Source organism: Desulfobacterales bacterium (genome assembly GCA_030066985.1).
Lineage (GTDB): Bacteria > Desulfobacterota > Desulfobacteria > Desulfobacterales > JAHEIW01 > JAHEIW01.
In genome coordinates this window covers 1-13,872 of record JASJAN010000067.1, presented here as the reverse complement: position 1 = coordinate 13,872, position 13,872 = coordinate 1, and the positions used below count along the sequence as shown (strand labels likewise).

At 51.0% G+C, this 13,872-nt stretch carries 14 protein-coding genes; 2 read left to right on the top strand and 12 right to left on the bottom strand.

Annotated features, from left to right (window positions below; translation table 11 throughout):
* The 7 genes from QNJ26_21675 to QNJ26_21645 form a co-directional block, all read right to left on the bottom strand.
* The coding region (locus tag QNJ26_21675) for a hypothetical protein (protein MDJ0988163.1) at positions 1-382 on the bottom strand (382 nt) is incomplete at its 3' end.
* A gap of 83 nt (positions 383-465) precedes the next feature.
* Positions 466-855, bottom strand: coding sequence for a DUF202 domain-containing protein (locus QNJ26_21670; protein ID MDJ0988162.1), 390 nt, complete (start codon positions 853-855; stop codon positions 466-468).
* Positions 856-929: 74 nt separating this feature from the next.
* Positions 930-2,282 (bottom strand): alpha/beta hydrolase, encoded by a 1,353-nt coding sequence (locus QNJ26_21665; GenBank protein MDJ0988161.1) that lies wholly within the window; start codon positions 2,280-2,282, stop codon positions 930-932.
* Between the two features lie 34 nt (positions 2,283-2,316).
* Entirely contained in the window at positions 2,317-3,786 is a 1,470-nt protein-coding gene (locus QNJ26_21660) for an alpha/beta hydrolase (GenBank protein MDJ0988160.1), read from the bottom strand.
* A 76-nt stretch (positions 3,787-3,862) separates the two neighbouring features.
* Complete coding sequence (locus tag QNJ26_21655; protein ID MDJ0988159.1) at positions 3,863-5,059, bottom strand: alpha/beta fold hydrolase; 1,197 nt, start codon at positions 5,057-5,059, stop codon at positions 3,863-3,865.
* A 62-nt stretch (positions 5,060-5,121) separates the two neighbouring features.
* A complete protein-coding gene (locus tag QNJ26_21650; protein ID MDJ0988158.1) occupies positions 5,122-6,462 on the bottom strand; it encodes a BamA/TamA family outer membrane protein in 1,341 nt (446 codons plus the stop codon).
* Positions 6,463-6,498: 36 nt separating this feature from the next.
* On the bottom strand, positions 6,499-7,623 hold the full coding sequence (locus QNJ26_21645; GenBank protein ID MDJ0988157.1) for a SpoIIE family protein phosphatase: 1,125 nt from the start codon (positions 7,621-7,623) through the stop codon (positions 6,499-6,501).
* A 371-nt stretch (positions 7,624-7,994) separates the two neighbouring features.
* Here QNJ26_21645 and QNJ26_21640 point away from each other — a divergent pair, with 371 nt between their 5' ends.
* A complete protein-coding gene (locus QNJ26_21640) occupies positions 7,995-8,606 on the top strand; it encodes a DUF3611 family protein (GenBank protein MDJ0988156.1) in 612 nt (203 codons plus the stop codon).
* 289 nt (positions 8,607-8,895) lie between these two features.
* On the opposite strand, the gene QNJ26_21635 is transcribed toward QNJ26_21640, so the two are convergent.
* The 3 genes from QNJ26_21635 to QNJ26_21625 are packed head-to-tail and all read right to left on the bottom strand — an operon-like array spanning position 8,896 to position 11,562.
* Positions 8,896-9,546 (bottom strand): DUF3299 domain-containing protein, encoded by a 651-nt coding sequence (locus QNJ26_21635; protein ID MDJ0988155.1) that lies wholly within the window; start codon positions 9,544-9,546, stop codon positions 8,896-8,898.
* A gap of 15 nt (positions 9,547-9,561) precedes the next feature.
* Entirely contained in the window at positions 9,562-10,815 is a 1,254-nt protein-coding gene (locus tag QNJ26_21630; GenBank protein MDJ0988154.1) for an ABC transporter permease, read from the bottom strand.
* A gap of 39 nt (positions 10,816-10,854) precedes the next feature.
* Positions 10,855-11,562: an ABC transporter ATP-binding protein gene (locus QNJ26_21625; protein MDJ0988153.1), complete on the bottom strand. Its 708-nt coding sequence runs from the start codon at positions 11,560-11,562 to the stop codon at positions 10,855-10,857.
* 62 nt (positions 11,563-11,624) lie between these two features.
* Here QNJ26_21625 and QNJ26_21620 point away from each other — a divergent pair, with 62 nt between their 5' ends.
* On the top strand, positions 11,625-11,819 hold the full coding sequence (locus tag QNJ26_21620; protein MDJ0988152.1) for a hypothetical protein: 195 nt from the start codon (positions 11,625-11,627) through the stop codon (positions 11,817-11,819).
* An 858-nt stretch (positions 11,820-12,677) separates the two neighbouring features.
* Here QNJ26_21620 and QNJ26_21615 read toward each other — a convergent pair.
* The gene (locus tag QNJ26_21615; GenBank protein MDJ0988151.1) at positions 12,678-13,565 is read right to left on the bottom strand and encodes a sirohydrochlorin cobaltochelatase; all 888 of its coding nucleotides are present in this window, start codon (positions 13,563-13,565) and stop codon (positions 12,678-12,680) included.
* Positions 13,566-13,581: 16 nt separating this feature from the next.
* Positions 13,582-13,872 (bottom strand): porin (locus QNJ26_21610; protein ID MDJ0988150.1); only part of this gene is annotated, 291 nt, incomplete at its 5' end.

Below are 13,872 nucleotides of genomic sequence, written 5' to 3'. Positions count from 1 at the left end.
ACTCCACGATCGGCTGGTCATTGGGGTAGCGCATCAGCCATACATTATAATCTTGTTTAACCAGTGTAGGGGCCAAATTCTGCCACACCTTACCGGGATCGTCCAGACCGTGAACCAAAACGATGGATTTGCGGGTCGATGCCGCGCTGGCGGTGTCTTCACGATCCCCTTTAAAAGCAAATAGCCCAAATGTTTTTATAATCTCAGCAGTCCGTTCCGGAAATCGTTCTTTTATGTTTTCGCGCAATTGGCGGCGCAGCTCTTTTTCCTCTTCCAGATAAAAATTGGCAACCAGCTGCCACAGTCCGATGAGCAGCAGAACACCGCCGATGATCCACAGCCAGCGTCTTTTTTTAGGTTGTTTGTTTTTGGGGTCTTGCACTTAGATTCCCAGTCGTCATGGCGTTAAGATGGGTTTTTGTCTGAAAAGGTGATCACACCCATTTCATCTGCCGGTTACCAGCGTCATAGCAGAATGGCAACAAAAGCAAACATGCCGATTGCCAGCAGCGCGATGGCCGTTATCATCGGCAGAGCACGCGTCGGCATATACACATATTGCGGGTTGTCGATTCGCTTTAAAATTCGCCCGTATTGGATGATGGCCGCCAGCAGACTGAGGACACCGAGGGTAATAAAGGCTTCACCAAAAATCATGCCACTGTGGATGGATTCATCCGGCATTGTCCGGTTTTGCTTTTCCAGCACATCGGTAATTTTGCCAACACCGAATCCAAAACCAATCATGGCAATGGCCGTCCGGATCCAGGCCATCAGGGTGCGGTCGGCAGCCGCCCGATTCCGTTCGCGGGCAAGCTCATTGGTGATACTCGGCTTTTTTACATTCTCGCTCATTTTGAACCCCCGGTTTGTCAGAGGTGAAATGTTCCGGAAGAAATGCCTTCAATTATCAGCGGCCAAATGATCGTTTACTTTGCCTGCTTGCCGGCCCATTCCGGATTGATTTTAGTCAGGGCCTTTCGCAACCGCGCGATAAAGTCCGGCGGAAATCTCCAGACCAGCAACTTCTTATCCTTTTCAAGCCCCCTTTGAGCAGCGCTCAGATCGTAGGCCAGCAGCGAGATCAGGTCGGAGCTAACCCAGGGACTTTTGCGAAAAAAGGAGTGGCCGTTGCCGTCCGTCGAGCCGGCAGCCTCGGTGACGTCGACAAATTGCAGCGACGGATGGGCCTGCAGAAACTTGGCCGCCCGCGCCGGCAATTCTTCAGGCCACATCTCGCCGAGCCGCTCACGGCGAAATAACCAGCTAACAAACGCCAGGGCCCGGTCCGCCGAAGACACATAGATCGTGGTTCGTTCCGCAACCCTGAGGAAGTCATCCGCCAGGGCGACACCAAATTCTTCATGGCTGATGTCGCCGCCAACAATGATGACATTGCCGATGCGCACCTTCTTGCGAATCTCCTCGATGGTTTCATCTTCAAAGAGCAGGGCCATCTGGTGCAACGCCCTCACCACCAGCCGCGATCCGGCGCTGAAGCCAATGATGTGGATTTTTTCCGCCTGGGTTTCTTCCGCCAGGTAGGTCAGAAACAGACGCAGCTTGCGCGCCAAGATGACAGCGGCCTCCAGATCCGCAAAATAGGCAAATAAACTGGGTGTTGACGCCCAGCTGTAAGCGATGAAAGCCCCGCGGTAGCCCATAAAATGCCACAGCTCGGCAGAAACAAGCGCAGGGACATCGAACATCACCCGAAAACCGTGAAGATATATATAGACATCCTTAACACCTGAAGTCGCCAAACGCTCGTTAACCAGCCGGGCAAACTCCCGGCCATGGTCATCCGAGGATGGATCTTCGGGGATTGAGCGCGTCATAAAGGAATAGGTATTCGCCAGGTAGCCGGCACCATCGACCGCAATCACCTCAAGGGGGTAATCCTCGGAGCGATCCTTGGCCAACGTAATCTGGCGCACCGTTTCCCAGTCGGTCCCCAGAGGTCCGGCTTTGACTCTGGCCTCACCCAATCGCAAAACAAAGGCGGGCTCATCGAGATAAAACGGCCTTTCGTTAGGATTATCGGAGGGTTTGCGATCTGTGGCATACAGCATGCGGAAGTCATCATAGGATACCGGCGGCTGCCCTTTGGGCAGCGGATTGACGGCACCATTTTCGAAAACAGAGGGTGCGGGCATCAGATCGATTTTATAACGCCTGCTGCTCGAGCAGCCACTAACGGCGAGCGCTATGACCACTACACCCATACATCCGAATGCTAGCGTTGAAAAACGTCGTCTTGCATTTAGCGCTTTCGTTTTCATGCTGGCCCCTCCCTAAAAACGCAATGTCCAATTTTTATTCCTCTGCCTGATCGAACCATTCAAGCACCCGCGTTTCGAGATAAACGTAAAACGGGTTGAAGCGGATGCGCAATAAAAAACTGTAGGGGATCTTGAGTAAATCCCTTTCGCCCTGGATAGCCATCTGACCCAGAAAAAGGGCGTCTATTTTAGTGGGCGGCCCCTGCCCGTACAGGGGGTCATCGGGCGCAAACGGCAAGGCGACGTGGGATAGGGAGATCACGCCGCGCGGCCAGGAGAGATGCAGCGGCTCGATCTTGGATACCTCGGTTGAAAAGGGTGGCTTGTAGCGGGCCACGACAGCACGGCTTTGCGGGTTCGCGTTGGTAACCAGGGTCAGGTCAAAGGGCAGGCCCTTATCCGCTGTCAAACGGGCCGTAAACGGTGCCGGATCGGCGATCAGCAAACTGGTCTTGGCTGCAAAGCGGTTGATGTCGAATAGCACGAGCTCATGCCTGTTCGGCTTGAGATGCTTGAGCAAACGGTCAACCACAGCATCCGTTGAGACCGTGGCATCGACGGTGGACTTTAAGACCAGCGTCGGCGGTAAAACCGGGTTCTTATCGGCGCGGGCCCGGGCAGCGATACGCTGGGCCACCGAGCGGGTCAGGCTGTGAACCTGCTCACCGGCATTGGTAGCAAAGGAATTGTACTTAAATGGATCGAATTCAGGTATCACCGACAACCAGGCCATCCCCCCAAGACCGGGCAAAATCGATAGTCGCCGTTTCCATTTGGCCAGCGCCGCTGCCGGGTGCAGACCGATGGAAGGGGAAATCAGCACCAGGCTGGCCGGTGTGGGTAAATTTTCTTTTTCAAACGCTTCGAGTGCGTAATTTAGCGTTAGCGGTGCCCCGTTGGAATAGCCCACCAGATGGATCGGCTTTTTCCCGACCTTGGTTGCCAGGTGTGCCACCGCCAGCCGCACGGCAGCGGCCATGTCCTGCCAGTGGATGTATTTCAGCCCGGAAGGCGCGGTGCCGTGGCCGGGCAGTCGCAGACCGATAACCCAGTAGTTGCGTTGCTTCAGTGTTTGGCCTAATACCCGCAGGCTGTATGGCGAATCCGACATCCCATGCAATAGCAGAACGCCACCGATCGGTTGGCTGGTGGTAAATTCAAAGCTGCGGTTCCAGTTGGGTCGATGCGGTTGCGGGTCAGCGGCGCTGCCGGCGCTGTAACGCACCAGCGCATATTCCGGTCCGGTTGCCGTGCGGGCGTAAACCTCTTCCTCCAGTTGCTTAAACAGGCGATCTTCCAGCTTGCGATAGTCATCAAAGGTCTGGATCTTATCGGTCATATCGACTGTAAATTCTTCTGTCAGCTTCTCGGTATGCCAGGGCTTCAGGGGCGGACCGTCACAGCCCTGAATTATTAATAAAACCCCGCAGACTACAGAACCGATCAGGAACCAGCTTAAATGATATCCGCGCAGACGGTTAACCAAAATGTCTATGCATCTCATGCAGTGATTCTCCTTTTTCAACGAATGAACGTTTCGGCTTGAGCGCAATATATCCGATAGTCTGTTGCATGGTCGCCTAGCGGCCACGGGTCAGTACCCAGTAGACGGCCCCATTGGGTCCTTCGACCTGGTACATCGGCCGATGATTGGGGACGTCGATGTTGGTCAGCCGCAGGAACAGTTCGTCAAAAAACTCCGGGGTCTCCAGGCTGAAATTATGAAAATTGCGCGTGCGGTTTACCGGCGTGACATCTACCAGATCTATCCGGCCGCTGCCCGGCTCGACCAGATTGGCCACCCGCACCGCCTCTCCCATCATGTCCGGGCTGACGGTGCTTTCGCCCAGCCGTTTGGCGCGATTGATGACACGGCTGATCAGCAACGCCCGATCGTTGGAGGAAACATAAACGGTCGTTTTCAGCGCCAGGGCTTTAAGTTCCAGTTTAAGCTGGTTGTTAAACTCTTCGTGATCGACATCCGGTGCAGTCAGCACCACATCTTCGATTTCGGTTTGTGCATCGGCCAGATCTGCCTCCTGGTAAAGCAGGCTGAAGGCATCCACCACCACCTCGGCCCCCATACTGTTGGCCAACAGCCACAATCTATCGGGTTTAATCTCGTCAATGATCAACTGCAGCGTATCAGCCAGCTCCGCCCCGGACGCTTCAGCCACCTGGCGCGCCCGAAGGTAGCCGCGCGGCGTAGAGCCCTGGTTGCCGGGCCAGTCAAAAACCAGCACCGGCGAGTTGATGTCCAGGACATGACCCACAAAGGCGGTTTTGCGCAGCCCGGACTCAAAGGCCTCCCTGAAGCCGTGCACCACAATCAACAAAGATCGATAGGGGGAAGCTTGAATCAGCTTTTGGACTTTCTTGACAAATTCCGCCTGCTCCAGCGTGTTTACCGACTTGAGCTGGATTTCTTCGTTTTCGAACCACTCGCTGGGATTGATGAGCATGCCCAGACCCACCGTGGGCTGGATGCGGGCATCAAAATACCCGAACTTAAGACGCGTTTCACGCTCATTGCCGAAGCGAGTCTTAAGCGGACCTTCATTGGATGCCAAACGACGATTGGTAACAAAAAAGAACCGGTACGTGCCTTGCTCGGCCAGTTGCGCCACCTTCATGCGTCGAAATATAAAGGCCTCCGCGTGGCGCAAGGCCGCACTTGTAGAAGCAAAAAAGGAAAAATATAGCCAGACCCCCACAACCAGCAACACCAGTACGACCGTTGCCGTGGCGATCAACAAGCGTCGTTTGAAACGTGTCATCGGTTGACCTCCTTTTTGGATAAGTTCGGCTTCTCTGTACCCGGAAATCTGGCAAAAGGAAATTAGAATTGAAACGGCTGGGCGATCATCATCTGGACACCGACGCCCTCCCTGGAATAGGCCGTGTCAATACGGATAACAATGCCCTGCGCCCAGGCCCGGATGCCCAGACCGGCATTCCAGCGCATGTCCGAATGTAAGCGCCCAATATCATATTCAGGCGCCACACGCCCGATTTCGAAAAAGGGCACAAACTGCAGCCATTTGATGCCTACTGCCTTCTGAACCCGGGGCCAGTTATTAAACGGATTCCACTCGGGAATCAAACGCAGCTCTGCCGCATAGTAGGTGGCGGCCTTGTCGTTGAAGCGCTGTGCAGGAAAACCCCGCATGCGCCAGAGACCACCCAGGGTCGAGCCCGTATAGGCCGGCGGCCGGTTGTTGATCTCACCATTGGATTGGATGTCCCAGGTCGGCGAATAGGATGTCCAGTGATTGAGGGCCAGAACCCCCTGGCGCAGCCAGCTGCCCATTTTGATCGGAAAATAGACATCCAGCTCCCCCTCAAAGTTAGTCCATGAATCCGAGCTGTCAAACCAGCCAAAATCCCGTGAGGCCCTGCCCCGTAATCCAAAGCCCTTGGAAGGGTTGGCGGCAAAATCGCGGTTGTCCCAGAAAACCGTAAAATCAAGACCGTTTGTTTTGACCTTCGTATTGACCTCACTGCCGTCGATCTCCTGGGAGCGATAAAAGGGGCGCAGCTGCAAGTAGCTGCGGCCGCTTTTAAACGGATTGAAGGACTCCCCACCTTTGGGATCGGAAGCCAGCAAGCCGTCCTTAATTTTATAGGTGGTGATAATGTTGTCCCGCCCGTAGCCGATTGGCAGCAGGTATTTGAAGTTTAGCCGGAAAAAATTATCCCAGCCGTCACCATCGACATAATTATCCTCATCTGAGTTGTTGGCGCCGGCGCGTTCGGTTGGGAAGTTGCGGTTACCGTCAATATAGGATTCGATATCACTGAAATAGCCCACCGAGACGGTCGGATCCAGAAACAGACGATCAATCCATGGCATCTGGATGTCACGGCCCACCAGAAAACCCATCCCGCCCTTGGTCCCGACAACGGCCGTGGCCAGCAGCATGGCTTGCTTTTGAGGACGGCCGACTTTTCCGTAAATGTATCCGGCGGCAAATCCAAAATTCTCGTTGTAAAAGGCGTAGGGCACACTGAGGGTTTGTGGCGAAAATTCGCCATCCGGCCCCACCCGAACGCCCTGGGCAAATACAGTTGGTGCCGGAAAGACAAAAAGAAAAGCCAATAGAGGAAACAGCCACTTTTTCATATGAATCCGCAGAAGTCGAATTCCGAAAGGCCCCATATCAATTGTCGCCTCATTCATTCAACATTTCGCAATATTCACGGGTCGATTGGCCTACTATGACAAAAACCGTGCTTCGAGAATGGTGATGTCATCCTGCAAACGAATATCATTTGAAAACTTTAACAGTGCCTCTTCCAGGGCGGCCATGTTGAGCGGTTCCCGGGGATAGTTCAGGTCTTTAAGAACCTTGATGAAACCATCGACGCCCAGTAATTCATCATCGGCATTATGAATTTCAAAAGCGCCGTCACTGAACATCAGAATCGCATCACCCGGAGACAGCTGCACGGTTTGCGCCTGGTAAGCAGCCGATTCCGGAATATCATCGGTGAAGCCAAAGGGCAGGCCCGATGACGGCAGTTGCTTATAATTGCCTTTGGCATCAATAACCAACGGCGGCGGACCGCCGGCACCGGCAAAATACAGGCTGCGGTCACGCGCATCGATGACCCCGCAGGTGGCGGCGGCAAAGGTGTTGATGTCGCCAAATACACTCACCAGCTCCTTGTTGATCGTGGCGGCAAACTCGGCCGGGTTTTCCAAAAGCGCACAGTGGCGCTGCCACAGCATAGCCAGGTGCATGGTGTACAATGCAGCGGCAACCCCGTGGCCTTCCATATCGGCCAGAAAAAAAGTGTAACGATCGTCATCGAGCGCTTTCACTGCATAATAGTCACCGCCCACGATATCGTGCGCCATATAAAAAGCGGCAAACCGAACCCGGTGGTCTTCCGGCAGTTTGTGTTCCAGACTCTGGGTCTGGATGCGTTTGGCGCGCTCGAGATCCACCAGCATGGGCGACACATCGCGAAAGGTTTCAATGCCGCCGATCACCTCGCCGTCCTTGTCATAGAGTGGCGCGGTGGTTACCTGCATCGGAATGCGGCGGCCGTCCTTTCCGCGCGCAAAAACAATAATGGGTGTCGTGCTGGTGGCTCGGGTAATCATGGAGCGGTGCAAGGGGCAATGCTCTTTGCCGCACAGGCGATGCCCGTCCTTATCCTCATGGCATAAGATATCCTCATGACAGGCGCGCCCCATGACATCTTCTGATGTCCAGCCGGTGATGCGCTCTGACGATTTGCTCCAGAACACGATTCGGCGATCGCGGTCGCACACATAGACACCTTCGCTCAGACCATTTAAGATGTTTTCAGCGGATATGAGCAAATCATTCATTTGGTTACCTCCAAAACCAGCCTGTACTTTATCTTTATGGAAACCAGGCCATATCCATAGCATTTTATCGCATTTCGCGGCAAGATATTTACAGCGCCCAGAAGTAATCAACGTCATAGCGGAAGATGAAACAGGTCATACCAGCTGGTTTTAAACTTGAAGTGCTCTTTTTTGATCTATTTGCGGTCTTGACAAAATATATGGCATTCACTACGTTAATCGGTGTGATCCAAATGCTGTCTTTTCTTGCTGATGCAGACGTAATGATAAACTTTAATGTCAGACACCACAGGTCATAAAACAACCTGTTTGATCACTACCCAATCCTATAAACGAAATCCTGAATCCTACAGACCCAAGAGAGATTGATTATGCCAAAAAACCAAAATTCACAGGAAAAACCGTCGAACCCCAAAGGACTTGCCAAGCATTTTTCGCGTCTGGGTTGGACCGGATTTTGGATGCAGGTTGTGTTGCTGATCATTCCCATCGTTTTACTGCTCTATGTACTGCTTATCAGCAGCCCCGAGTCCGCGCAGCGCAAAGGCATCAGTCTGGGTAATTACCTGTCCTACGGCAGCTTGGGGGTGATGCTTTTTACCACCTTTTGGTTTTTTCGCTATACCCGCCTCGCCAGAAAAATCGCTGATCCCAAGCTGTGTCCCGCGCAGTCCTCGGTAATAAAAACCGTTTGGATCGGGCTGGGGGCCAGTTGTCTGGGTATCTTCTTTTCCGTTATAATGATGATCAATACGGTATTTCGGATGTTGGTCATCCTGCTGGCCACACCGCAAACCGGTATACCATTTGCCGCGCCAGGAGGAGATCCTGGGACGGTCTTGTCCGCTATCGATGCAGTCAGCCTGACCTCGCTTGTATTGATGCTTTCAGCTGAGTTAATCGTGATGTTGTTTTCATTGTGGCTGCTTTTCAAGCTAACTCGGCCTGAATCCGCAGATGCGGATGCGGCGATTTCCGACTGACATCTGTGATCTTCATTCCTGATTTACTTCCGGTAAAAGGGTTTACCTTCTCAGAGTTTATGCAATGTTTTGGCTTTGCAGGATTTTGTGTTTATTGTCGATTCCCCTAAATCTAAAAGTCGCGTATACTTTTTGAGGTTCCCAGAAGCAACCCTTATGAAAATTTAAAAAATGACTCTCTATGAATATAAAACTGAAGGAAATGTCAGATCCGGCTAGCAACAGATGGTGGCAAGAAGTTCGTTGAGTCCCAAGCTTATCGGGAATCTTTTTGATGTTTACAAAAATTTTACTGTCTGTAAGGCTCGACCCGGTCGGCTCGCATCGCGTATCCAAGGTTAATCTCAGTCCAGCCGTCTGTCAGGTAAAGATCTTTAGCCATCGACTTGGCTGAAATAACACCGGATACCCAGACCGGTTCAAAGAGCTTTTTGCTTTCGTGCCCTTCTTTTTGCAGGATTTTTACGTAAACAATTTGATTGGGAGGCGGCGGCGGAACATGAACGCATGCCCCAACATAGGGCACAAGCAGAAATTCTTTTACCTTGGTATCAGACATTTCCAACGGTAGGAGATAACCCGGAATGCGAACGCGTTGATCGTTGAGTTCTTTTACAACAGCAGTTTGGGCTTCCTTTCTTTTTTCCATCAACCAATCTATATCAATGCCGAATTCTTTCATCTCCAGTTTGGCTTTGTCGAGTTCTTTATAGTATTTTTCAGTTTTCGGCCCTCGCTCGGGCAGGGATTCAATTGTTCTGATTGCCCAAAGAACAAGATCTTTCTGTTTTTCGGTTAGATTGGCCAATGGATCTAGTGCTCGCAAATGCGCCGGGATCAAATCACTCCATTTCAGCTCACGGATCTGTTCAGCCAATGTAGGCGTATAAAAAATGGTGCTGATGATAATGATGTTGGCAATTTGGATAAACCTTTTCATTGTGACGTCCTTATTTCATATTCTTATCGTCATGCCATCTGCGAGTGAGTAGCGATAAATTCGATAAGCCGGTATTACCCCAATGAATAGGCCTGCCAGACAGACAGCAGTCAACAGGATCATCTCATATGATGACAATCCGCGAATGGCAATAAATAACCCGAATCGGTCTAAGATCAACGGTTGATTGACAAACAACAGCCCATACAGCAAACCCACTCCAGCGATGATCCCTGCGATTGTCAGCATGGCAGATTCGCCGATGATCAGAGAAAATACATGCAGCGGCCGCGCCCCCACCGATCGCAAAATCGCCATCTCGCGCCGGCGTTCGTTGAGACTGGTCATCAGCGCAATGAGCATGCCGGACAGACCGACGACCACAACGAAGCCGGATACAGCCAGTAGTGCTTTTTCGGCAGTTCCGATCAGATCCCACAATTCCTGCAGGGCCACACCCGGCAATATGGCCAAGAGCGGCTCCTGTGGGTACTCATTCACATAGCGTTGCACACCAAAGGCGGCAATCCGTGATTTGAGGCCGACCAGAAAGGCGGTTATGGCCTTGGGCGTTAGGTCCATCGCCAGCACTTTTTCCGCCGGAATCGACATCCCGGCAACAGGCGCACCGTCTTTCCAATCGATGTGAATCGCCTCGATGCCTTCAAGAAGAACATGCACGGTGCGATCCACCGGTGTGCCTGTTTTGTTTAAAATACCGACCACTTTAAACGGTTTGTCATCATGCTTAATAAAGCTGACGTCACCGGCCCCGTGGGCGATGATGATCGGATCGCCGATGCGGTAGTCAAGGGCCTGGGCGACGTCAGCGCCGAGTACGGCATCAAAGACACCTTCAAATATTTTCCCTCCGGCCATTTCCAGCTGACGACCGCCTGCAAAGCGGAAAAACTTAAAGTAATCGGTATTTGTCCCCAGGACCCGATAGCCTTTGTGAGAATCCCCCAGCGATATGGGAATGGTCCATTTGATATGTTGATTGCGGGCAATCTCCTGATAACTTTCCCATGAAATGTTATTGGTGGCGTTTCCGATGCGAAATACAGCATAAAGAAGCAGCTGCACCGGACCACTGCGGGCGCCGACAATCAGATCGGTTCCCGATATGGTGTTGGCGAAGCTTGATCGCGCCTCTTTTCTGATACGCTCAACACCCAGCAGCAAGGTCACACTTAGCGCAATCGATACAATGGTTAAGATTGTCGTGAACTTGCGGTTGCGGAAGCTTTTAATTGCAAGGGTAAACATGATTATTGGGGTTGTTCATCTCCATTTAATTTTAAAGTGTTAGCTCTTGTTGATATCCGCAAGCCGTATTGTCTGATCGAAATTGCGCGCCAGGGTGGTATCGTGGCTGACAAAAACCAGGGAAGTCTCCTTGCGGTCACATTCTTTAAACAACAATTGTATAAACGCTTCACGATGTCCTGTATCGAGTGCAGACGTGGGTTCGTCGGCAATTATGATTTCGGGAGCACCGATTAAGGCCCGGGCAGCAGCAACTCTTTGCTGCTGCCCCACACTTAAGTCAGTTGCAGGCTTGTTGATGAGCGTTGCGTCATCCATACCCAGTTTCTCGAGCAACCGCATGGCCTCCGCCTTAAAACTTGAGGATCGATCTGCCGCCTTATTTCGCCTGCGCAGGGAAAACCGGCAGGGCAATGTCACATTTTCAACGACCGACAAATAGGGAATGAGGTTAAACATTTGGTAAATAAATCCGATGTGATCTGCGCGAAAACGATCCCGCTCGGCGCCGTTTAATGCGCTAATAATCACATTGTTTACCTCGATCATACCGTGCTGGGGCACCCCGACTCCGGCGATGAGGCTCAGCAAGGTGCTTTTGCCGCTGCCGCTGGGCCCTTCGATAAAAATACGCTCCCCGCGTTGGATTTGCAGCTGCTCAATATCTAAAAGCAGGCCATGGCCATCCCATGAAAATTTCAATCCGGCTATATCAATGGCCATATCATGATGTTGTTGGTTTGCCATATTCATTCAACTGCTGTTGTCCATATGATCAAATATAATCATGAAAATTAGAATTTAATCTGATGATGGGTGGCTGTCAGCTCAAGGGCGTTTTGCCGGGCGCCGCTCAACAGCTTAACCTTAATGCGTTCAATGCCCTGAAACATGCGAAACAGGGTGACGTCAATATGCTCAAGTTTTTGCGGTTGCTGGCAGACGATTTTGTATTCGGCCTTAAACTCGCTGTGGCGTTAGTGGTCATCGCCTTGATGATCTGACGCGTGCGCATGTTGATCAGCCTCTTCTTTGCTGCTGTTATCATACTCATGGGTGTGGTCATCCCCATGATCATTATCAGAGTCGCTTTCAATATTGGTGTTTACCGTGCAATACAGTTGATCCCAACAGTGGTCAGGAGTTCATTCATCAGATAACCCAAAATAATCATCGAAATAGATTTTTTACACGAAAGTGAGAACAGGTGGGGCTCGCGGCTCGGTCAGCAATAGCGAATATATTGTGAAAAAAAGTTTATTAAACGACACCATTTCACCGAGCGGTTCAATTTCCGGTACGATGGGTCCTATTCCAGTCTCAAAGATTGAATTGATTGCCAGAAAATCGCAGATAGAGCATGTAACGTCATTGCCTTCAACCCACATAGCAGAAACGTGTCCGGCACAATCATCTGAGTGTGCACCAGCATGGCAGTGTTCCAAATGGCTGTGTAAAACAGGATGGAGTAGGGGCAATGCTACTGCAATGCACACAATTGCCGCCAAGGAAATCAGGTTGGAAGGTAAAGAGTCAGCTAGTTTTCTTGACATCATATGATTAATCGCTACAGCGCTCTTGATATCTTGTCGTATCTGTCTTTGGGAGGCATCCGATAATCTCAATTATAATACATGGGAATTGTTTTGCAAAATATAAAATCGCCTGATGCATGGCTGATTTCAAGGACAAAGACCTTGACAAATCTTTCTTAATGAAAGTGATAGTTATAAATATTTAATGCAACTAAGTTGCATACGGTTGCTGTCGATCGACTGCATGCATCATACAAAAAGAAAGGCCGGCAATTCATCAGCCGGCCTTTCTGCTTTAATCTTTTTATGCAAGGACAGATGAGCGCTTTAGTTAAAATGGCTCAACGGCCCGCCCAGGTGATCCACCCAGATGTCGACAAAAACATCAAACTCGGCAGTTCCTTTGAGCACTGGCACGCATTGGATCCCGGCTTTGGTTAAAATGGATTTCCAGGAATCGTCTTCATCACCGGCCATGTCATTTTTGGCATGGTCGCCGGCTACGGACATAAAGGGCATCAAATAGGCCTTTTTGATTTTGTTTTTCAGCAACAGCGCTTGGATCAGATCAATTTCAGGGTAACCTTCCACATTTCCTAAAAAGATGTTGGGGTCTTCGAGCTGAAGTTGAAACATCAAAGCAGCGTAAAAGGCGTTGGACGGGTGATGTGTACCGTGACCCATTAATACAACAGCATCTCTTTTTTGTCTCTCCTTAGGAATGACACTCAAAATGGCATTAACTGTACGCTGCATGTCTTCCTGGGTGGCCAGCAGGGGGTATCCCAAAACAACACGCTGAAACCCGCCCATGATTTTAAACGCGCCTACTGTGCGTCGCAGGTCATGATATTCATCCCCGCCGATGGTGTGCAACGATTGCACCGCCACATGGGTAAAGTCTTCATCCTGCATTTTTGCCAGGGCGACTTCGGGTGAATCCAGCAGTTTACCCTGCTTGGCCAGTTTTTTACGGATGATCGTGGAGGTATAGGCCCATTTTACCGGAATACCGGGATAAGCGGCCTTAACCTTTTTATCAATGTTGGTAAAGGATACCTGGGCACTGGCCTCACTGGATCCGAAGGCAACCAATAAAATACCCACTTTTTTAGGTTTTTTGTGCCCGTGCCCACCGGCACCCGCCCAAGCATTCGCGCCCAGGCATATGGCAGAGAAAATAACCGATAACAAAATCAATTGCTTCTTTTTCATCAATGTCATCTCCTTTCTAAAATTCGGCTGTGACGCGAATGGAACCCACCCAGCCATCCACATCTTCAAGGGGATCGTCATATTCATCTTCCATGTACTGAACATCTGCCGTGACGGCAAAAAAATCGTTTAAACCAAAACGCACATAGCCTTCAAAGACGATGGTGTTGTCCACCTCGGTCTCGCCGTCATCCAGGTAGGCAAAACCAATGCCGATATTGTCCTGCTCCCGGTTCCAGAGGCTGCCGCTGATGTTCACACCGCCCGAAAACTCGGTCTCATAGGTAATTTCTGTATCATCGTCCTG

Excerpts from the sequence above, each read along its gene's own strand:
- QNJ26_21670 (MDJ0988162.1), bottom strand. The coding sequence starts at position 855 with ATGAGCGAGAATGTAAAAAAGCCGAGTATCACCAATGAGCTTGCCCGC.
- QNJ26_21665 (MDJ0988161.1), bottom strand. The coding sequence starts at position 2,282 with ATGAAAACGAAAGCGCTAAATGCAAGACGACGTTTTTCAACGCTAGCA.
- QNJ26_21660 (MDJ0988160.1), bottom strand. The coding sequence starts at position 3,786 with ATGAGATGCATAGACATTTTGGTTAACCGTCTGCGCGGATATCATTTA.
- QNJ26_21655 (MDJ0988159.1), bottom strand. The coding sequence starts at position 5,059 with ATGACACGTTTCAAACGACGCTTGTTGATCGCCACGGCAACGGTCGTA.
- QNJ26_21650 (MDJ0988158.1), bottom strand. The coding sequence starts at position 6,462 with ATGAATGAGGCGACAATTGATATGGGGCCTTTCGGAATTCGACTTCTG.
- QNJ26_21645 (MDJ0988157.1), bottom strand. The coding sequence starts at position 7,623 with ATGAATGATTTGCTCATATCCGCTGAAAACATCTTAAATGGTCTGAGC.
- QNJ26_21640 (MDJ0988156.1), top strand. The coding sequence starts at position 7,995 with ATGCCAAAAAACCAAAATTCACAGGAAAAACCGTCGAACCCCAAAGGA.
- QNJ26_21635 (MDJ0988155.1), bottom strand. The coding sequence starts at position 9,546 with ATGAAAAGGTTTATCCAAATTGCCAACATCATTATCATCAGCACCATT.
- QNJ26_21630 (MDJ0988154.1), bottom strand. The coding sequence starts at position 10,815 with ATGTTTACCCTTGCAATTAAAAGCTTCCGCAACCGCAAGTTCACGACA.
- QNJ26_21625 (MDJ0988153.1), bottom strand. The coding sequence starts at position 11,562 with ATGGCAAACCAACAACATCATGATATGGCCATTGATATAGCCGGATTG.
- QNJ26_21620 (MDJ0988152.1), top strand. The coding sequence starts at position 11,625 with ATGATGGGTGGCTGTCAGCTCAAGGGCGTTTTGCCGGGCGCCGCTCAA.
- QNJ26_21615 (MDJ0988151.1), bottom strand. The coding sequence starts at position 13,565 with ATGAAAAAGAAGCAATTGATTTTGTTATCGGTTATTTTCTCTGCCATA.